Genomic DNA, 17,800 nt, shown 5'->3' with positions numbered 1-17,800 from the left:
GACGGGTGTTGTAGGGATGCCGGCCTTACCGGGTGGGGAGCAGGGCCAGCGATTCGCCGAGTGAGCCGAATTTACTCAGGACTTGCAAGAACAGGTCGAGCAAGCCCGTCCCACTTCCGGTCCGCCCGCGCACGACCACGGCGTGCCGCTTCACCGACACCGTGCCGGCGAACCCGGTCAGCGTGATGTCGCACGACTTCCCTTCGCCGCCGACTTTGAGTTTCAAGCCAGCCGGCGCGGTGTCCTCCACGCGGTCGATGAACTCCGTCACGTCGACAGGCTTGGCGAACTCGAACACGAGCTGATCGAACTGCGATCCGACCCCGCCCTGGAACTCGGCCGAACGGATGAAGTCCGCGTCGGCGAACTGCCCGACCTCGCGCCGCCAGACGATCTGCGAGGGTTCGTCGGTCACGAGATCCACGAACAGCGTGAACTCGAAATCGGGCGTGCGAATCGTGCCGGTCCCGTCCTGACCGACGGTCAGTTCCAAGTCCTTCCGTTTGTACCCGAACTGCTCGCGGCACTCCTCGAAGACGCGGTTGAGTTCCGCGCGGATGTCGTCGGTGGCGATCCGCTGCACGAACTTGCGGTTCGACGGGCTGGCCGTATCCGGCACGGTGAAGGTCTTGCGGAAGTTCGTCAGGTCGCGAACGCGGGTGGTCGATTCCGATCGGAATACCAGCCGCCGCAACCGACCCGCGTCCAAGACAGCGTCGGAACCGTCGGGCACATTCGCGAACTGGGCCAGCACCGTCCCGGCGTTCTGCCGGCCGAAGAGAACGGGCGTTTGCCGCACGTTGCCTTCGAAATACTTCCGCAATCGTCGGGGCAGTTCGTCTTCCAGAAATCGCTGGAGCGAGAGGGCGGTCATCATCCCGCCGGTCACGGCCTTCCGCGCGTGCCCGGCGAAGGCTTCCGCCACCAGTTGCGACCAGACGCCGTGCTTGATCGCCGGGGCCGTCAACGCTTCTTCGTCGGCCTCACTCGCGAGTAACCCGACGGCCTTCGGCGATTGTTCGAAGTGACTCGCCAACTCCTCGTGGGCCAGTCCCGACGCGGCCAGGAAACACGCGACCTGCCCGGCCTTCGTTGCTTCGAGGCTGGCAAGCAGTTCTACAGCGCCGATGGCCGTTGCGGGGGCATCGTCCGGGAGGGTGTCCCAACAGTTCAAGAACCCGCACGACTCTTCGGTGAAGCCGGGGCCGATCCAGAAGAGGAAGAGTTCGTCGCCTTTTTTGATGAGCTTCTTCAGCCGACGCAGTCGGGACTCGACCGCCGCCTTCGTGGCGTAGGCGTTCGTCAGGTGGAACTGCTGGTTCTTCGGCACGCCCGCCGAAACCAACGCTTCCGCCCAGGCCTTCGCGTCCGCCTCCGCATACGCGGCCGAGCCGCGTTCCGGGTGAAGGGGTTTCTCGACGGCGACGAGCAAGGCCCAGCGGTTCGCCACGGTTGCCTCAAATTGTGTGCGGGTGTGGAAGGATTGAATTGTAGCCACGGCCGCTTCCGGGTACAAAGTCGTTCGGTGGCTTCGGGGGAAGGTATGCGTCCGGTCGATGTGATTAGCCGCAAGCGCGACGGGCACGAACTCACGGCTGAGGAGATTCGTTCCTTCGTCACGGCCGCCGCGTCCGGCAGCGGTTGGCAGGACGCGCAGCTATCCGCGCTGCTCATGGCGATCTATTTGAAGGGCATGTCCGCCGAGGAAACGGTGGTCCTCACGCGCGAGATGACCGACTCCGGCAAGCGCCTCGACCTGTCCGACATCCCCGGCCCGAAGGTGGACAAGCACAGCACCGGCGGCGTCGGCGACAAGACCTCACTCATTCTCGCCCCACTCGTGGCGGCGTGTGGTGTGAACGTGCCGATGATGTCCGGCCGCGGGTTGGGGCATACCGGCGGCACGCTGGACAAACTCGAAGCGATCCCCGGCTTCCGCGTGAACCTCAGTGAAGCCGAGTTCCGCACGGCGGTGCGGGCCGTTCGCATCGGCATGATCGGGCAAACCCGTGACGTGGCCCCGGCCGACAAGACACTCTACGCGATGCGCGACGTGACCGGCACGGTGGAGTGCATCCCGCTCATCACGGCGTCGATCCTGAGCAAAAAGCTCGCGGAAGGAATCGAAGGGTTGGTGATGGACGTGAAGTGCGGCCGCGGCGCGTTCATGAAAACCCGCGAGAAGGCCCGTGCCCTCGCGAACACAATCGTGAAGGTGGCGAAGTTGAACGGCCTCCGGTGCGAGGCGGTCATCACGGCAATGGACGCTCCGCTCGGCCGGGCCGTCGGCAATTCGCTGGAAGTCATCGAGTCGATTGAGGCACTGAAGGGGAACGGCCCCGCCGACCTGACGGAGTTGTCCGTGAACCTCGCCGCTCGCATGGTGCAGCTGTCGGGCGTCGTAAAAACTCTGGCCGAAGCCGAGCGGAAAGTCACCAACGCCCTGACCTCCGGGCAGGGCGTCGAAGCCTTCCGGCAGATGGTGGCCCAACAGGGCGGTGATGCGCGAGTCGTGGACGACTATACCCGACTGCCGACCGCACCGAAGACGCATGACGTGACGGCGACCTCCGCTGGTGTGATTGTGAGCCTGGACGCCGAGGCAATCGGGCTGGCGAGTATGAAACTCGGTGGCGGGCGGGCACGATCTGAGGATACAATTGACCCAGCCGTTGGCGTTATCGTGCGGGCCAAGCCCGGTGAGGAAGTTCGTGTCGGGGATGCCGTCTTCACGGTCCACTACCGCGACGAATCACGGTTTCACCCGATACTCCCCCAGTTGCATTCCGCGTACACTCTCACCACCGGGTCGCCCTCGGAGTTGCCTCTGATTCTGGAAGAAGTGACATGAGCGCCGACCCACTGTTCATTGCCGCCGCCGCCGCCCGCAACAAGGCGGTCGCCCCGTATTCTGGCTTCAAAGTTGGGGCCGCCGTGCAGGCCGTGGACGGCATCATCTACGCCGGCTGCAACGTCGAGAGTGCCAGTTACGGCCTGACCATTTGTGCCGAGCGGGTCGCTGTCTGCAAGGCGATCTCGGATGGCTCGCGGAAGTTCACCCGCATCGCCGTGTTCGTGGAAACCGACGAACTCACCCCGCCGTGCGGCGCGTGCCGACAATTCCTGTGGGAACTCTGCGGCGACGTGGAAGTGTTCTTACTCAACCACAAGAAACAGATGGTCTGCTACAAACTCGGCGACCTCCTCCCCCTCCCTTTCGACGGCCGGTTCCTGGGCAAGAAGCTCGGCGGCAGTTCGATCTCCCGGCCCGGCATCAGTTAACGCAGGCGGATTCCGCATGGCCCCATCCCCGCAGGTTTCGACACACCCGCTGCTGGTCCACAAGCTGGCGAAACTGCGGAGTTGCACCACTCTGCCGAGCGAGTTCCGGCAGTTGGTGTACGAGATTTCGCAGGTGCTCTTCTACGAGGCCACGCGCGACGTGCCGCTTCGCCCCACCCGCGTCGTCACGCCGCTGGTCGAGTGTGAGGGCCGCGAGTTGGCGGAGAAGATCGGCCTCGTGCCGGTCTTGCGAGCCGGCCTCGGGATGGCCAACGCGATGCTGGATGCGCTTCCCGAAGCGAGTGTCTGGCACATCGGCCTCTACCGCGACCACGCCACGCTCCAGCCGGTGACGTATTACAACAAGCTCCCACCGAAGCCGGACATGAGCATGGCCTTCGTCCTCGACCCGATGCTGGCCACCGGCGGTTCGGCCGTCGAAGCCATCCGCCTGCTCAAACTCGCCGGCACGCCGCAGATTAAGTTCATCGGCCTGATCGCCGCCCCGGAAGGCGTTGCAGCCCTACAAGCGGCGCACCCCAACGTGCCGATCCACCTGGCCGCAATCGATTCGCACTTGAACGAGATCGGCTATATCATCCCCGGCCTCGGCGACGCCGGCGACCGCCAATTCGGCACGGCGTGAACCTCGGCGAAGCTTCATGCGTCTACTCGAGGAAAGACATCTTGCGTCGGCGACGGCCGTCGCTAAGATCGTAGGTGTTGCGGGATTGGTATATCGGTTGTGCCCAGCCTTCCCAAGGCTGTGAGACGAGTTCGACTCTCGTATCCCGCTCTTGTAAGCCCTTGCAGAATAAGCACTTGCGACACGTCTATATGCAGGCAGTTTTTGCAGGCAGATTTGCAGGCAAATCCGGGGGCGCAAACGGGAACGAAATCGCCACCGACTGACGGTTTCAACCCTCGCATACTCGTCACCCCCATCCCGAACTTGCCTGCAACTTGCCTGCAACTTGCCTGCACGTTCGGGACGCCGACCGACCGCTGGCGGTATCCTATCGTAAGTGACCGGCCACGACCGCTCTGACGACCCAATTGCCCCCTCGGCCTTTCGCTCTCGAACTTCGATCCTGATCGGGTACGACGGTACACGCCACGGCTTGACGCCCAGGAGCGGTCATTTCTTCCGCTTCTCTTCTGAGGTCCATGAACCAACCCGACGTGAGCCGGTCTACCTGCGTGCGCACAACCGCCCCAGGGGATCACGATTGCCCGCCGAACAACCACGCCCTCCCTGGCTCCACCGCATCCACCGAGCCGTCGAACAGAACTGGCAGCACCACGGTCCCGGCTCCCACGTCAGCCTGACCAGCGGCTTCGACGAAGATCATCGCCTGTGGCGGCTGTTCGCCGCTCCCGTCCACCAAGAGGTCTACGGCGGCGAAGAGGACGGAAGGACGGTCTGGACGCCGTTCACCTTCGCCTTCACCGACCTCGTGCGGGGCGGTCTGTTCGCCGTGCCGGGGCTGGTGATCGAACAGATGGCCGTCGCAAGCCACAACCAGAGCGAGTACGGTGGTCCCATGCTGGTGCTGAAGGGGAGTTGCGACGGCGAGAAATTGGTGCTGTGCGTCCGACTCGATCCGGTTCCCAGCTCCGAAACGGTCGAGATCATCGACACGATCCACGAGGTCATTCGACCGCCGAGACGAACCGACGGGGCGGAAGATCGGTGACGTTGACGTGCCACACTGGATCGACGCCGGGCGGCAGCGACTCGGCCCTCACGAAGATGCGAGCGGGTGCAGCGCCGAAGTAAAGGCCCAACGCCGGGCACAGCCACCCCTCCATCCGTTCGCCAGCGACCACCCCGCCGTACCAGTTCCCGGCGACCTGGGACGCACTCCCGTCCTGCCCCGGAACCACCTGGGCGTCGTCCGACCGCAGCCAGCGAAGCTCCGCATCGAACCCGACGAACGGCTCGTCGGCGAAATGAAGCGTGAAGCCCCTCCCGGCGTCAGGGATTCTCTTCTCTCCGACCAGCCGTGTCAACACTTCGGACGACCCCAGCACGAAGGCTTCTTCCTTCAAGTTCGTGCGCACATCGTCGAAGACCCAAGTGTGCCCGATCAGGTACGGGTACAGCGTCAACGTTTTCATTTGCTGGCTCCTCGGCGGGCAAGTGCGACTGTTTACCAGCAAGAAAGACCGCCGATCCCGATCTCGGTTCACGGTCACTTCGGGTTCGGCGGATTCCGGCTCATTTCCAGGTGAAGGCGGTAGGAGGGTGTCTTCGGGTCGAGCCGAACGGCCTCGGTGAAATCGGCAACGGCTTCGTTGAAGTGCTTCCGGTTGAAGTGCAGGCTGCCACGCTTGTCGAAAAGCTCGGCGTTGTTCGGGTCCAGCCGCAGCGCCTCACCGAAGTCGGCGATGGCCTCGTCCACCTTGTTCGCTTGGGCCTTGACCACGCCCCGCTGGGCCAGCGCCAGGCTCATCGGCTGGCGATACCGTTCCGGGTGAGCCGGGTCGAGTTCCTGGGCGTGCGTCAGGTCGGCCAGCCCCTCGTCCACCCGTAGCAGCCTCAAGTACACGAACGCACGGTTCTTGTAGACTTCAGGGTTCTTCGGGTCCAATCGAGCCGCCGTGTCGAAGTCCGGCAAGGACTCCTTCAACTTGCCGGTGTTGTAGCTGCACCCGGCCCGCCGGTGGTACGCCTCGGCACACTGCGGGTCGAGATTGATCGCCTCGGTGAACACCGCTGCGGCCTTGTCCCACTCCTGCTTGCCGAAGTGCAGTTCCCCCAACTCCGACAGGGCTTTCAACCCCGCCTTCACGTCCATCACGACCCGGCACGACGGCAGTGCCTTCCGCAACTTCTCGACCCCCGCCTCGGTCATCTTCGTCCCGGACACGACGACCATCTCCAGCCGGGACAGTTTTGCCAGAACATCGACGGCGGCGTCCGTGACCGGCGTGGAGAGCAGGTTCAGGTACGCCAGTTCCGAGTACCCGGCGAGGTTCACCACCCCGGCGTCGTCAACCTGCGTGCATTCCAGACTGAGCCACTTCAGCTTCTTTGAGTCTCGAAGATGGGCCACGCCGCTGCCGTCGATTTTGGCCCCGCCCAGGTTCAGGGTGTCGAGATCGGGTAATCCCTCCAGTTGGGCCAACCCAGCGTCCGTCACCTTGCCGTCGCAGCGGTCCCGGTGCAGGTACACCGACCGCACCGCCCACGGCTCGGCAAGCTGGTCGATCCGCTTGGTGTCGTTGACGGTCCCGCCGACCGAATAGACCCACTCGACGGCCCGCTTCTCGTTCGGCGGGGTGGCCTTCGCTTCCGCCACCGGCGACTGGTTCCGGTCGAGGACGGGCCTCACGGCGAAGAACCCGATCAGGCCGATGAAGGCGACCACGACGAGGGCCAGTAGGCGCTGGCTGATCCGGGCCGGGCGTAACGTGAAGGCCGTCCGGCGAAGTTCCTGGGCGAGTTCAGCGGCGTCCTGGTAGCGGTCAGCGGGGTTCCGGCTCAGGCACTTCCGACAGACGCCTTCACCTTCCTTGGACACGCCGGGAATGCTCGCCACGCCGCCCGCCACGATCAGCCGCCGCAGTTGCACGGGATCGTCAGCTTTGTAAGGCAGGTAGCCGGTGAGCAGTTCGTGGAGGACGACGCCCAGGCCGTAGATGTCGGTGCGGTGATCGACCGGCTTCCCCTCGACCTGCTCGGCACTCATGTACGCCAGCGTGCCGAAGCTGCCGCCGTCCGTGCCCTCGTCCGGCGAGTGGGCGATGCCGAAGTCCGTCAACAACGCTCGCCCGTGGTGGTCGAGCAGGATGTTGCCGGGCTTGATGTCCCGGTGGACGAACCCCTGCCGGTGGGCGTAGGCCAGCGTCTCGGCGACCTCGGCCACCATGCGGGCGGCGTCGTTCGCCATCGGGCGGTTAGTGGCGATGCGGTCGGCGAGACTGCCGCCCTCCACGAACTCCGAGACGATGAAGCACGATTCACGTTCCTGGCCCACGTCGAACACCGGCACAACGCCGGGGTGCTTCAGCCGGGCGACACGCCGGGCTTCGGCCAGGAACCGCTCGGTCGAGTGCAACCGGCCCGGCTTCGGCATCTTCACCGCCACCGCCCGCCGCAACTCCAGGTCGAACCCCTTCCAGACTTCGGCGAACCCGCCCTCGGCGACCTTCTCGTCCAGGCGATACCGCCCGGCGAGGGTCGATGGTGGGTTGGGATCGGGCGGGTCGGGGGGCGTTCCGCCGTCGTCGTCCGGCCCGTCCATCCATGCCGTCACCCGCAAGGCCCGGATGCGGTCGGCGAGGGCGGCGGCGAGTTGCGGGCAGTCCCGGCACAACTCCTCGGCGGGTACGTCCCGCCCCTGCTCGTGCAGTTCCTCCCACCGCAACAGCAACTCGGCCAGGGTATCGTCGGTCGTCATGATGATTCCTCGTTCAACCGCTGCCTCAACAGCAAGCGGGCCGACTGCCAGCGGCGTTTCACCGTCCGCAGGCCCACTCCCAAGACGTGTGCCGCCTCCTCCTGGGTCAGTCCCTCGTAGTAGAGCAGGCCGACGACTTCACGTTCCTCGTCGGGCAGCCCCTCGACCTGGGCGTGGAAGGCCGACCACCCTTCGAGGTCTTCGGGCTGCTCGGCCCTGTCGTTCATCGCACCGCCCTTGCCGTCCGTGTGGTGGTTGGCCCCTTGGCCGTGCGGCCCCAAGTGGTGCTTCGCCAGATCGAGCAAGGTGCGTCGGATCATGACCGCCCCCAGGTTGAAGAAGTGCCGCACGGATTCGGGTTTCACGTCCGACAAGGCCCGGTGCAGCCGCAGCATGGCGGTCTGGAACACGTCATCGGTCTGCTCCCACCGCCGCAAGTCCCTGTAAGCGTGAAACATCTTGCGGGTGAGGAGCAGGAGCCGGTCGCAGGCGTGGTCGAGCAGGGCGCTACGGGCCGCTTCGTCCCCGGCCACCAGCCGGTCGATCACCAGTTGCAGTTGCGTGTCCGAACCCGGCATTTCCCGCCCCTCGGCCTGAGCAAGTCGGTGATTCTGCTCAATTTACGAGGGTGGGAAGGCCGACCCGCCGCCGCAAGGACTGGCTAATCAGCCGTGCGAGAGCGACGGACGGATGGGGCCAGAAAAATTCCTTGCGGTTTCGTGGCCCGTTTCCGGGCCGACCCTCGCACGGCTGATTACGCACCCTCGGCGACCCCCCCGGAAGACCGTGGCGGGGCGGTGAGGTTCACGAATCAACGGGAGAGGAACGCCGTGCGAACGAGAAGCATGTCAGGGGGATTGCTCCTGCTGGCGGTTGGGCTGATGGCCGGTTGCGGGAAGAAGGACCAGACATCGCCCCCCGCCGCACCGGACTCCAAAGGCGGCAACGTGGCCCAATCCCTCACCCCGGAGGAAGCGGGCAGGCTCAAACAGGCCGTGACGGACGGCGACGCCCTCTGGGACGCCGCCGTTCAGGGGGTGAAAGAGGCGAAGATCGAAGCAAAATCTGCCGCCAAGAAGAAGTACGACGACGCTTTCGAGAAGTACATGGTCGTGGTGAACGCCCCGCAACCGCTGCCGGACAAGGCGGTGATGGCGAGGGTGTACGGGCGGGTCATCGACGTGGCCGTGGACCGGAAGAAGAACAAAACGCTCGCCAAAGAAGTCGCCGTGAAGTCGCTTCGGGCAGAGATTCTGCCCGTCTGTAGCTCGCCGGAAGCGTCACCGATCTTGGCCGCTGCCCGCAAGGAACTGAAGGCTGAAGACAAGGAACTCGACGAGTGGTTGGAGAAGGAAGGGAAGCAAGGCGGCAAGCAGGGTGGCGGCACGAAGGGTGACAAGTCGGCGGCGACGGCGGAAGACCTGCAAAAACTCAGTTACGCCCAGATCGTCCAACGGCTCGGCGAGCCGGACGAAGATTACCGCTCCAAGAAGAAAGACAACATGGGGTTGGCGATCTGGGAGACGGACGACGGCCTGTACACGGTCGTCAGCTTCGTTCACGCCATCGACGGGAGCGGGCGAACCGTCGTCCTCACCGTTCACGATAAGCGGTCGAGGTCGATTGTCGAAAACATGAAACGGGCGCTCGACAACCCGAAGAAGTGACCTCGGCGGAACCAGTCCAGAACCAATCACGGGAGACTTGAAATGCGAAAGGTGTTGCTGGCGTGTGTGGTGGCGGCTGTCGGGCTGGGCGGTGCGTGGGCCGACGACACTCCAGGCGAGGAGGCCGTCAGGGAGGCGATCACGGTCCTCGAAGCTCGCAAGGCCCAGGTCGAGAAGAAGGAGGACAAGGACAAGATCGCCAAGGCCATCGCCGACCTGGAGAAGCTGCTGCCCGCTGCGAAGAACGACGGCGGGAAGGCGAAGGCGGACGCCGATCTCGTCAAGCTCATCACCCCGGCGGCGCTCAAGAAGAAGTTTGCCGGGAAAGCGGCATTCAACGCCAAGACCGGCGAACTCACCCTGGTGTACGACTTCAAGGAGAAGGAGCAGTTGAAGGACTTCGATCTGGGGGACGCCAAGCCGGAAGTGAAGCAGTTGACACTCCGGGTCGGCCCCGCCGACGGGATTCAGCACGTCGCCAAGTTCAAGACGATGAAAGTCACTGGGAGCGTGGCGGTCGAAAACGTGCCGTTCGACGTTCGGAAACCGTTTATGCGGACCACGGAAGGCACGTCCGTCGCCATCGACGAGTGGAACGGGAATCGGCTGAAACTTCTCCAGAAAGAAACGCAGATCGGGGAGAAGCACTTCGGCAGGGTCAGCTTCGAGAAACGGCTCGTACCCGTCGTGTTGCTCATCACCGAGTCGAAGGCGTCGGCGAAGTTCGGCGACCACGAGATCGCCGGGAAGGTCGAGGGCGTCACGGCGGGCCACGTCGAACTGCTCGGCGGTCAGGGCGGCGTGATGTTCAAGTCACTCGTGATTTCCGGCGTCCCCGACGAGGGCTGGGCGAAGACGTTCTTCAAGGAATGACTCCGCTCCACCGGAGCCGGTCGGTGTCGTGTTTCGCATTCCGCCAGCGACCGTGAACTACGAGCCGGTTCGCCGGTCTTACCCCGTGATCGACCGCCTCGAAGTCACACAAGCCGGGGCCGCAACCGAGGCGGCGGTGTTGTCGCCCCAAGGCTGTAACGGTTCCGTCACCAGGAACATGGGGGTAAACGTGGACCGCTCACGACCGGGTAAGGCGTCCGGGATCGGCGACCAAGACGTGGCGAAGAAGGTGGCGAAGAAGAAGGCGTCCATCCCGCACCACGCCCGTGCCTGTGAAAAGAAGAAACAGACCGGGCCGGAACACACTGTCTTCAGCGGCGATGCCCCCTGCCCGAAGTGCAAGACGCTCATCTGGGTGGAGTGGCAGAACACCACCGTGGCGATGGCGTGCCCGAAGTGCGGGTTCCGGTTCGACCAGCAGCAGGCCATCGCCTTCCTCTCGGCCCACGATTCCGACGACAACTACAAGGCCGAAGCAGCGGCTCAGGCTGCCGAGGCTACCGACGTACTCGAACGGGCGAAAGCGGTTCTTGCGAAGCACGAGGCTTCGAGCGCCGATCACGGAACCAATGCCCGAAACGATCCGCTCTACGGCGACTGTGCCCACTGCGGGAAGCCCCTGAACCTCACGGGTGTGGCGAGCGACGAATCGGTGGACTGCCCACACTGCCGGACCTCGCACGGCACGAAGGCGGGCGTGCTGAATCACCGCAACACCCCGCAGCGGGTCGATCCACGGGGCTGGTTCGGGCGGCTCTTCCTGGGCAGCGGACTCCAGAAGTCGGCAGCGGAACGGCGGGCCGAGGACCGGGCCGTCCTCGTGGACAACATCGAGACGCTACGCCGTTCCGTTCAGATCGCCGAGCGGCAGCAGGACTTCCAACGGGCCACGTTCTACCAGCGGAAACTCGAACTCGCCGAGCGACGACTGGAAGAGTTCGACAATGGCGAGTGACCCGCCGGTGGAACGGGGCGTGCCCGACGTGACCGCTGCCGATCCGATCTCCCCGTCGTTCGTCACGGATGATCTCGTTGCGGCACACCGACGGGTGGCCGAACTTGAGGCCGAGTTGCGGGAGTGCGAGGACGAGTTGCTGCTACGGGACGACCGGATCGAGGACTTGCGGACGCAACTCGAACAGGCCGATCTGCTGTTGAGGGAAGGTGAAGAAGCCCGCCTCGCACTCCAGCGGCGGGTCGATGCATTGGAAGACGAATTCGTCCCGCCGTGCCCGGTCGTCGTGAAGTCCCCCGGCTGATCGGGTTGTGGATGTGGCCGGTCCCGGCGGGAACCCGAAACGTGCAGAAATCGGCAGGAGTCCCAAGTAAGAAAAGAGTCCGATGAGGTAGGGGGACCGGGGCGGATGGAACCGAAAATGAGGGGAATCGCAAGTCGATTTCGATGATCTTAACTTCGTAACACCCGCCGCCGAAAATCCAACTCGTGGTGACAGCGGCACGTCAATCGGCGACCGCAACCGTGTCCCACGTCTGCTGGACCTCGACCTTCCCAGCGACCCGTCGGTAGTCGAGCGTCAGCCCGGCGAAGGTCAGGGACGACTCGAAGCCGAGTTCGGCGGCGAAGTACAGCAGCTTCGACAGCCGCCGCAATTCACGAGTCCTGACCGCCCCGCACTTCCACCATTCGAGCATCCCGCCCTGGATGACAAACTCGTCGCACTCCACTTCGGTCGGCAGGCGCTCCACGCCGATTTCGGCGGGGCCGTCGTCCGGCAGCGCACAGGTGAAGTAACAAACGGCAGACGGAATGCGGGTCGGCCCCGTGTCCAATGTGAAGAAGCGATGCCCGTAATCGGACGTGAAGAGGTCGGCCTCGTCCTTCAAGGTGAAGAGTTCACTCACATGAAGGAAGCCGAGGTCAATGGCCTTCAGGCGCAGCGTCTCGACGAGCGGTGCGATCACGTCCGGTTCGGCAGTGGGGTGGGCGAGTGTAAAATCGACGGCGAATCGTCGGTCGGTCATGGCTTGCTCAGGTCGGTGTTCGGCGGTAGTCCCACCGGGTAGACCTGGAAGTGAGGATCAAGTTCACGGTGCAAGGGCGGTAACACGCCCAGCACCGCCTCCAACAACCGCTCCCGGTTCTGGAGGCCGACCAACCGGCACTCCTCCCGCCGGTGGCGGAAGAAGCTGATGGTGGGCAGGGCGACGATGCCGAGCCGAGTCGCCAACTCGCTGTCGGCCCGCACATCCACTTTCAAGACCCGCACCCGCCCTTCGATAGCGGGAAACAACTCGACCAAGACGGGTTCGAGCAGACGGCACGGGCCGCAATGGTCCCCGCCGAACGCAAGCACGACGGGAATCGGCGACGAGAGAACACGCCGCTCGAAGTTGTCGGCGGCGAGGCGTTCGATGCGGTGCATGGGGTCGTCCGTGGATGAGGCCGTCGTCGCCGACGGTGAGGCGCACTTCTCGGAAGGCATGTGCAGCTTGCGTGAGGCGCTGGACCCGCCCTTCAAGTCAGCCCTTCCTCACCATCGACCGCACGAACGCCGTCATCTTCTCCTCGAACACACCCGCATCATCCACAGCGGTCACGAGGCATTCGCCGGTGCTGTCCTGAAGAACCGCCGACTCGATCCGCAGTTGGCCGCCCTGCACCCGCACCAAGAACCCGTAGGTCGAAGACTCGTCGAGCAGGGTGTCGTCCTCGTCACCCACGTCGGAAACGTCAAGCACTTCGCCGCCGGGGAGCGTGTAGCGGTCGTCGTCTCTGCGGGCGAACTGGCCGAAGAGCGTGTGCCCGGCGTGAAGCCATTCGAGCGGGGTATCCCCGGTGGCGTCGGCGGCGTCACCCAGGCAGAGCGTACCGAAGTCGGCGTACTTGCCTTCCACTAAGGCGAAGGCGATTTCGGGATCGTCCCAGAGTTGAACGATGCCATCGACGAATCGGGCGAGGTCGAACAGGTCGGTGTGGATCGTGTGACGTTTCACGGGCGTTCCTTCTCCGGGCATCGAGCGTGGGGTCAGTATTCGTCGGGCAGAAGGATCGTCGTGGATTGACGGTGGCCGTGATCGTCCTCGGCATCGGTGATGATCCAAATCTTCTCTCCGGTGTTGAGCCGGTACGCAGACAGAATTCGGCTGCCGTCACGCAGGGCGTTGTCGTTGGCCGCTTTGTCGTCGGCGTCCACGGTCCCCCAGTTCGCTTCCACGTGCAGAGACAAGTACACCCACGGACTATGCCCGGCTTCTTCGAGTGCGGCCAGCGCCCCCGGCGTGGCGACCACTTTGCCCATCTGAAACTTCGGCGTGTTCACGGCGATCATGTCATCTCTCGTACTGCCAAGTAACCACAAGGAATCAGGGTACAATGGCCTAAACTCCCGCACCGCCCCCGTTCTGGTAGACGGTGTGGCGAGGTTCGGGGCAGGCGGCGCTCGACACATTGGCAGGCAGTTTGGGCGTGTGCGGAAGGCCGTCTGAGGGGGTGGCTGAGATGGAGAAATCCCACGCCGTCGAGGTTCCGCTCGCCGCAGACGATGTGGCGTCCCCCGTCGTTCGATACGGGCATCCGCTGACCGCCATCTTCTTCCCCATCAAGCTCGTCGCCTTGGACGTGGACCCCGGCTGGGGGCGGGTGATGTTTGAAGGGTTCGACTCCCTCCGCTGTTGCCGTGGCGAACACGCTCCCTATCCGGCAGACGATTACGGGGCGTGGGTCTACGAGGTCGTCGAGTCCCGCTGGCTGCGAGAGCGGCACGAGTACGAGTGGGGCCACTACCAGACGCCGCTGCTGGAGGAATACCACCACTACCTCTTCACGTTCCACGACGAGTTCGTGGAGGCGATTGCGAAAGGCATTTGGGTCGAACCCACCGGGCTTTCGGCCTCCGATGAGGTCGCCCCGGACCACCCGCTCATGCCACTCCCCGTCACGTTGCCCGCCGACCCGTTCGTGCTGCACAGGCTGACGTGCGAAGTCCGAACCAACCCGCTCCCGTTGCCGGAACTCGTCGAGAGATCGAAGCTGTGTTCGCAGAAGTTGTTTCAGTTCTACCTGACGCTGGAAGGCACTCGATCCGCATCCTACTCGGCTGAGTTGAGGACCGTCCGAGGCCGTTCGACGACCCGGATGCGGTGCGGCTGGCCCTACCCCGACGGCGTGACGATTGACGGGATCGCTACCGCCGAGGACATGATGCCTGCGTGGGAGAAATATGTGCGGGGTGTCGCTCAACGCCGCATGGAACTCGGAAAGTCCGATTAGGGCTTTCACCCGTCCGGCCTCCGGTTGTCGTCACGACGAGCGTTGGCCTGGAAGGGCAGTGAGCGCTCCCAGAGCGTCGGACGCCGCCCGCCGTCGTTCATCAACCTCAGAGCGGCAGATACCGCCCGCTCGAATCGCTGGGGCGGGCGTGCAGGTACTTCCCGGTGGTCGCAATCGAGGCGTGCCCCAGGCACGCCTGAACCAGATGGATCGGTGCGCCCCGGTCGAGGGCGTGGGAGGCGTGGGCGTGCCGCAGCCAGTGGCAGGAGACGGCCTTCCCGATCCCGGCCCGCCTCGCCGCCCGGCGAACGATCCGCCACACCTGCGACTCGTCCAGATGCCCGCCCTTGCGACTTCTGAAGACCGGATCGCTCTCCCGTGCCCCGCCCCGCAGGTTTTGCAAGTGGGTCCAAACGGTCGTGGGCATCAGCACGGTGCGGGTCTTGGCTCCCTTGCCGAACACGGTGATCTGACCGCCCTCGTCCCGGCCCTGAAGGTCGCTCCACTTCAGGGAGCAGAGTTCCGCCACCCGGAAACCACCGGCGTACAGCGCCTGGAGGATCGCCTTGTTGCGGGGCATCGCTTCGAGGGCGATCATGCGCAGCACGTCGGTTTCTTCCAGGATGCGGTCGGCGAGGCCATCCCGGAGTGCCGGTAGCCGAAGCGGGCGGGCCACATCAAAGTGCAGGTAGCCGAGTCGATGCCCGAAGGCGAATAGAGATTTCACCGCCGACATCCTGCGGTGGACGGACGGCGGCTGAAGCCCCGACTCGGCCAACCGGCTTGCGTGGTCCTGGAGGTCGCCGAGCGTGACCGCCCTCAGCGGCTTCCCGACAGCTTCGAGGAACCGCTCGGCGTCTTTGCGGTACGCCCGTTGGGTGTGTCGGCTTCGCCCGTGAAGCCAGAGGTCGATCAGATGGTGGTCGGAGTCGGCCTGTCGGGAGACGACCATGGCCGTTGTCGCCACCGGGACGATCCCGGCGTCGGTGGTTTGTGTCGAATGCAAGATAATGGTCCTTCTCGTGAGTGATTCCAAACACTTTTCAACAACCATGTGGCACTGTTCGTGAAGATCACGGCCACTCTTCGGCCCGAAATCATCGGGAACTCCGACGGCTTCCACGCCATCAGCTACGACATCTCGACACAGGGCGTTCGTTGTCCCGACAGCGCCCGGCCAGACCTCAGCCGACCCCCGCACGCTTCAGATGGCGGAAAACCGTCCGCAAGACGGCGACCTCATCCTGGCCGTTCGTTCCGGTCGGGAAGCACGCCGCCACCGCCTCGTCGAGTTGGTGCTTCGTGACCTCCTTCAGCCCGAAGGAGGCGAGTCCTTCCAACATGGAGGCCGTGTTCGGTTTGGGCGGCTTCGCTTCGGATTTCGGGGATTGGGGAAGTCGGTCGTAGAACAGGACGTACTCGCCGTTGACGCCGACGCCGGTTTCCCTTGCCCGCAGGTTGTCCTCGACCATCGCCGCCGTGAAGTAGGGCCGCTTGGTCGTGGCGAGGTACAGGGGCGCATGGAACGTGCCCCGCTTCGCATGGACGTAAAACTGGCTGCGAGACATCTTCAACAAGCGGCACAATCCGCTGACGGAAACGACCGCCCTTCCGGTCGTCTGAGGCACGGACATCCTTCACCCTCCAGCGTGAAATCGGACAGGGACTTTCTGCCTCACGGGGCGGTCCCGGCCACATGCTCGTAGCCCTTGGCGGTGAGCATCCGCCCCTTGTCCGACTTGGAAATCAGGCCCAGGCGAAGGAAGTCCTCCTCGAACATCTCGACCGTCTGCCGGGGCAGGCCCAACGCCGCCTGGATCAGATTCAGCCGCACCGGGCCGTCGCCGTCCCGGAGGACTTCCAGGTAGCGGCGTTCGATGGCGTCGAAGCCGAGCGGGTCGATGCCTTCGACCTCGCACATCCGTTCGACGTGCCCGACGGTGATGGCGTCGGTGGCCTGTGCGGAGGCCGTGCGGCGGGAACTTTCGAGCAGCCGCACGCCCAGCCTCGCCACCCCCCGGCTCTTGGTCGCCAGCCGCCGAACGGCGTCGTCTTCGACCTCCCAGCCGAGCCGCTTCGCCCGCTGACGCAACAACTCGAACATCTCCTCGTCGGAGTAGTGCGAGAGCCGCAAGAGGATGCGGAACCGCTGACGCAGGCTGGGGGCCAGAAGGTGTTCGTGGGTCGTCGCCCCGATCAGGCAGAACGGCGGCAACTGGACGACGTGCTTCTTGCCCAGGAACAGCAAACCCTCTTCCAGCGACCTGTAAAGAGCGATGGCGGAAGCGGTGGGAAGCTCGTGAATTTCGTCACAGTACACGACATCCCCCGGCTCCAACATCATCAGCAGCCCCCGGACGTGTTCGGGCGACTTCAGGTTTTGGGCGAGTTCAGAATGAAAGTTCCCGGCGACGGCCCTGCCGACCAGTTCGCTCAGGAGCGTCTTCCCCGTACCACCCGGCCCGGTTAGCAACAGGTGTGGGAAGGCCAACTCGTCGGTCGCCTTGCTGCGGTCGTGGAAGTGGGCGTCGAGGGCCGTCCGCAACACCCCGACCGCCTGCTTTTGCCCGATGACGTGATCCAGCGTGGGGGCCACGAGGCTGTTCACGCTGGGGCGGGCCGAGACGCTGTTCGACACGCTTGTTCTCCGTTACGAGGTCGCTTACGGTGCTTTCTTCGCCTGCCGGAAGCACGCCCTCAAGAAGTTCTCGGACGGCTCCGCTCCTTCGCTGATTGAAGTGGCGGTGCGTCGAGCAGTTTGTGCGTGCGGCTCGCCTGTTTGGGAAAGAGCGATCCACACCGTTCACACGACTTCGCTGCGAGCGGGTTGTTGCGTCTGCACCTGACACATTTCTTCTTGAAGCCCGCTTTCGGCATCGGCTTCGCTCGTAGCCAAGCCATCGTTGCCGGATCGAGATCGGGAATGTCCAGAGCCAAGACCGTGAAGGGTTGGCCGTTCTTGCGCCCGTGCCGGTTGAGGATGCGGGGAAGCAGTTTTCCTTCGGCAGTTCTCGTCCGGCCTTTGCCCCCTTCGACCTTGGCCCAATCCAGGTAGTTCAGCCATCGTGGGCGGCGTGTCGCCTCGTGGAGCCGTAGGTCGTCCGGCCCCCAGACGCCCGAAAAATGCCAGATCAGGTCGGCTTCCAATTCGGCCTGATCCATCACGCCGCCCTTCTCGGCGAGGCAGGCGTGCATGACGAGGAGGTAACTGCGGGGGCTGATGACTTCGCCTGTCTTGTTCCGACTCATGGACTCGATGGAGGCCAAGTCGGCGAGGGTGAAACTTTCAACCTCTCGCCTTTTCAACGTCGTCGTCATGT

At 64.4% G+C, this 17,800-nt stretch carries 21 protein-coding genes and 1 tRNA gene; 10 read left to right on the top strand and 12 right to left on the bottom strand.

Features of this window, described 5'->3' with window-relative positions:
• Window positions 1-25: 25 nt before the first annotated feature.
• The gene (locus tag PX52LOC_RS23845; RefSeq protein ID WP_149112430.1) at window positions 26-1,450 is read right to left on the bottom strand and encodes a hypothetical protein; all 1,425 of its coding nucleotides are present in this window, start codon (window positions 1,448-1,450) and stop codon (window positions 26-28) included.
• Between the two features lie 93 nt (window positions 1,451-1,543).
• On the opposite strand from PX52LOC_RS23845, the gene PX52LOC_RS23840 reads away from it, so the two are divergent.
• From PX52LOC_RS23840 to PX52LOC_RS23820, 5 genes are all read left to right on the top strand, one after another.
• Window positions 1,544-2,851: a thymidine phosphorylase gene (locus PX52LOC_RS23840; RefSeq protein WP_149112429.1), complete on the top strand. Its 1,308-nt coding sequence runs from the start codon at window positions 1,544-1,546 to the stop codon at window positions 2,849-2,851.
• Window positions 2,848-3,282 carry a cytidine deaminase gene (gene cdd, locus PX52LOC_RS23835; protein WP_149112428.1) on the top strand — a complete coding sequence of 145 codons (435 nt, stop codon included), beginning with the start codon at window positions 2,848-2,850 and terminating at the stop codon, window positions 3,280-3,282. Before PX52LOC_RS23840 ends, cdd begins: the two co-directional genes overlap by 4 nt.
• 16 nt (window positions 3,283-3,298) lie before the next feature.
• Complete coding sequence (gene upp / locus PX52LOC_RS23830) at window positions 3,299-3,928, top strand: uracil phosphoribosyltransferase (RefSeq protein WP_149112427.1); 630 nt, start codon at window positions 3,299-3,301, stop codon at window positions 3,926-3,928.
• 79 nt (window positions 3,929-4,007) lie between these two features.
• Window positions 4,008-4,078 (top strand) — tRNA-Gly (locus PX52LOC_RS23825).
• 433 nt (window positions 4,079-4,511) lie between these two features.
• Window positions 4,512-4,979 (top strand): hypothetical protein, encoded by a 468-nt coding sequence (locus PX52LOC_RS23820; RefSeq protein WP_149112426.1) that lies wholly within the window; start codon window positions 4,512-4,514, stop codon window positions 4,977-4,979.
• Here PX52LOC_RS23820 and PX52LOC_RS23815 read toward each other — a convergent pair.
• The 3 genes from PX52LOC_RS23815 to PX52LOC_RS23805 all read right to left on the bottom strand — a co-directional run bounded on the left by PX52LOC_RS23815 (window position 4,936) and on the right by PX52LOC_RS23805 (window position 8,266).
• Window positions 4,936-5,403, bottom strand: a complete 468-nt coding sequence (locus PX52LOC_RS23815) for a DUF6717 family protein (RefSeq protein ID WP_178132567.1) — start codon at window positions 5,401-5,403, stop codon at window positions 4,936-4,938. The two genes, PX52LOC_RS23820 and PX52LOC_RS23815, sit on opposite strands and share 44 nt — an antisense overlap.
• Window positions 5,404-5,477: 74 nt before the next feature.
• Complete coding sequence (locus PX52LOC_RS23810; protein ID WP_149112425.1) at window positions 5,478-7,688, bottom strand: protein kinase domain-containing protein; 2,211 nt, start codon at window positions 7,686-7,688, stop codon at window positions 5,478-5,480.
• Window positions 7,685-8,266 (bottom strand): RNA polymerase sigma factor, encoded by a 582-nt coding sequence (locus tag PX52LOC_RS23805; RefSeq protein WP_149112424.1) that lies wholly within the window; start codon window positions 8,264-8,266, stop codon window positions 7,685-7,687. Before PX52LOC_RS23805 ends, PX52LOC_RS23810 begins: the two co-directional genes overlap by 4 nt.
• 252 nt (window positions 8,267-8,518) lie before the next feature.
• Here PX52LOC_RS23805 and PX52LOC_RS23800 point away from each other — a divergent pair, with 252 nt between their 5' ends.
• Genes PX52LOC_RS23800 through PX52LOC_RS23785 form a run of 4 tightly spaced genes read left to right on the top strand, consistent with a single transcriptional unit; the run spans window position 8,519 to window position 11,508 of the window.
• Window positions 8,519-9,355 carry a hypothetical protein gene (locus PX52LOC_RS23800; RefSeq protein ID WP_149112423.1) on the top strand — a complete coding sequence of 279 codons (837 nt, stop codon included), beginning with the start codon at window positions 8,519-8,521 and terminating at the stop codon, window positions 9,353-9,355.
• Window positions 9,356-9,397: 42 nt separating this feature from the next.
• Entirely contained in the window at window positions 9,398-10,228 is an 831-nt protein-coding gene (locus PX52LOC_RS23795) for a hypothetical protein (protein WP_149112422.1), read from the top strand.
• Between the two features lie 28 nt (window positions 10,229-10,256).
• Window positions 10,257-11,204, top strand: a complete 948-nt coding sequence (locus PX52LOC_RS23790; RefSeq protein WP_149112421.1) for a hypothetical protein — start codon at window positions 10,257-10,259, stop codon at window positions 11,202-11,204.
• Window positions 11,194-11,508, top strand: a complete 315-nt coding sequence (locus PX52LOC_RS23785; protein ID WP_149112420.1) for a hypothetical protein — start codon at window positions 11,194-11,196, stop codon at window positions 11,506-11,508. Before PX52LOC_RS23790 ends, PX52LOC_RS23785 begins: the two co-directional genes overlap by 11 nt.
• A gap of 202 nt (window positions 11,509-11,710) precedes the next feature.
• Here PX52LOC_RS23785 and PX52LOC_RS23780 read toward each other — a convergent pair whose 3' ends face one another.
• The 4 genes from PX52LOC_RS23780 to PX52LOC_RS23765 form a co-directional block, all read right to left on the bottom strand.
• Window positions 11,711-12,232 carry a hypothetical protein gene (locus tag PX52LOC_RS23780; protein ID WP_149112419.1) on the bottom strand — a complete coding sequence of 174 codons (522 nt, stop codon included), beginning with the start codon at window positions 12,230-12,232 and terminating at the stop codon, window positions 11,711-11,713.
• Window positions 12,229-12,633 (bottom strand): thioredoxin family protein, encoded by a 405-nt coding sequence (locus PX52LOC_RS23775; RefSeq protein WP_149112418.1) that lies wholly within the window; start codon window positions 12,631-12,633, stop codon window positions 12,229-12,231. Before PX52LOC_RS23775 ends, PX52LOC_RS23780 begins: the two co-directional genes overlap by 4 nt.
• A 97-nt stretch (window positions 12,634-12,730) precedes the next feature.
• The gene (locus PX52LOC_RS23770) at window positions 12,731-13,204 is read right to left on the bottom strand and encodes a hypothetical protein (RefSeq protein ID WP_149112417.1); all 474 of its coding nucleotides are present in this window, start codon (window positions 13,202-13,204) and stop codon (window positions 12,731-12,733) included.
• Between the two features lie 32 nt (window positions 13,205-13,236).
• Window positions 13,237-13,539: a hypothetical protein gene (locus PX52LOC_RS23765; RefSeq protein ID WP_149112416.1), complete on the bottom strand. Its 303-nt coding sequence runs from the start codon at window positions 13,537-13,539 to the stop codon at window positions 13,237-13,239.
• Window positions 13,540-13,709: 170 nt separating this feature from the next.
• Here PX52LOC_RS23765 and PX52LOC_RS23760 point away from each other — a divergent pair, with 170 nt between their 5' ends.
• Window positions 13,710-14,480 (top strand): hypothetical protein, encoded by a 771-nt coding sequence (locus PX52LOC_RS23760; protein WP_149112415.1) that lies wholly within the window; start codon window positions 13,710-13,712, stop codon window positions 14,478-14,480.
• 106 nt (window positions 14,481-14,586) lie between these two features.
• Here the strand turns inward: PX52LOC_RS23760 and PX52LOC_RS44060 are convergent, their stop codons facing one another.
• From PX52LOC_RS44060 to PX52LOC_RS23740, 4 genes are all read right to left on the bottom strand, one after another.
• On the bottom strand, window positions 14,587-15,486 hold the full coding sequence (locus PX52LOC_RS44060; protein ID WP_218575151.1) for a tyrosine-type recombinase/integrase: 900 nt from the start codon (window positions 15,484-15,486) through the stop codon (window positions 14,587-14,589).
• Between the two features lie 178 nt (window positions 15,487-15,664).
• Complete coding sequence (locus tag PX52LOC_RS23750) at window positions 15,665-16,114, bottom strand: helix-turn-helix transcriptional regulator (protein ID WP_218575150.1); 450 nt, start codon at window positions 16,112-16,114, stop codon at window positions 15,665-15,667.
• 41 nt (window positions 16,115-16,155) lie between these two features.
• Window positions 16,156-17,118, bottom strand: a complete 963-nt coding sequence (locus tag PX52LOC_RS23745) for a Holliday junction DNA helicase RuvB C-terminal domain-containing protein (RefSeq protein ID WP_218575149.1) — start codon at window positions 17,116-17,118, stop codon at window positions 16,156-16,158.
• 59 nt (window positions 17,119-17,177) lie between these two features.
• A complete protein-coding gene (locus PX52LOC_RS23740; RefSeq protein WP_149112413.1) occupies window positions 17,178-17,798 on the bottom strand; it encodes a hypothetical protein in 621 nt (206 codons plus the stop codon).
• Window positions 17,799-17,800 lie beyond the last annotated feature (2 nt).

The sequence above is a fragment of the Limnoglobus roseus genome, assembly GCF_008254045.1.
Classification (GTDB): Bacteria; Planctomycetota; Planctomycetia; order Gemmatales; family Gemmataceae; genus Limnoglobus; species Limnoglobus roseus.
The sequence above is the reverse complement of the archived record's forward strand: the minus strand, read 5'-3'. Positions and strand labels throughout refer to the sequence as shown.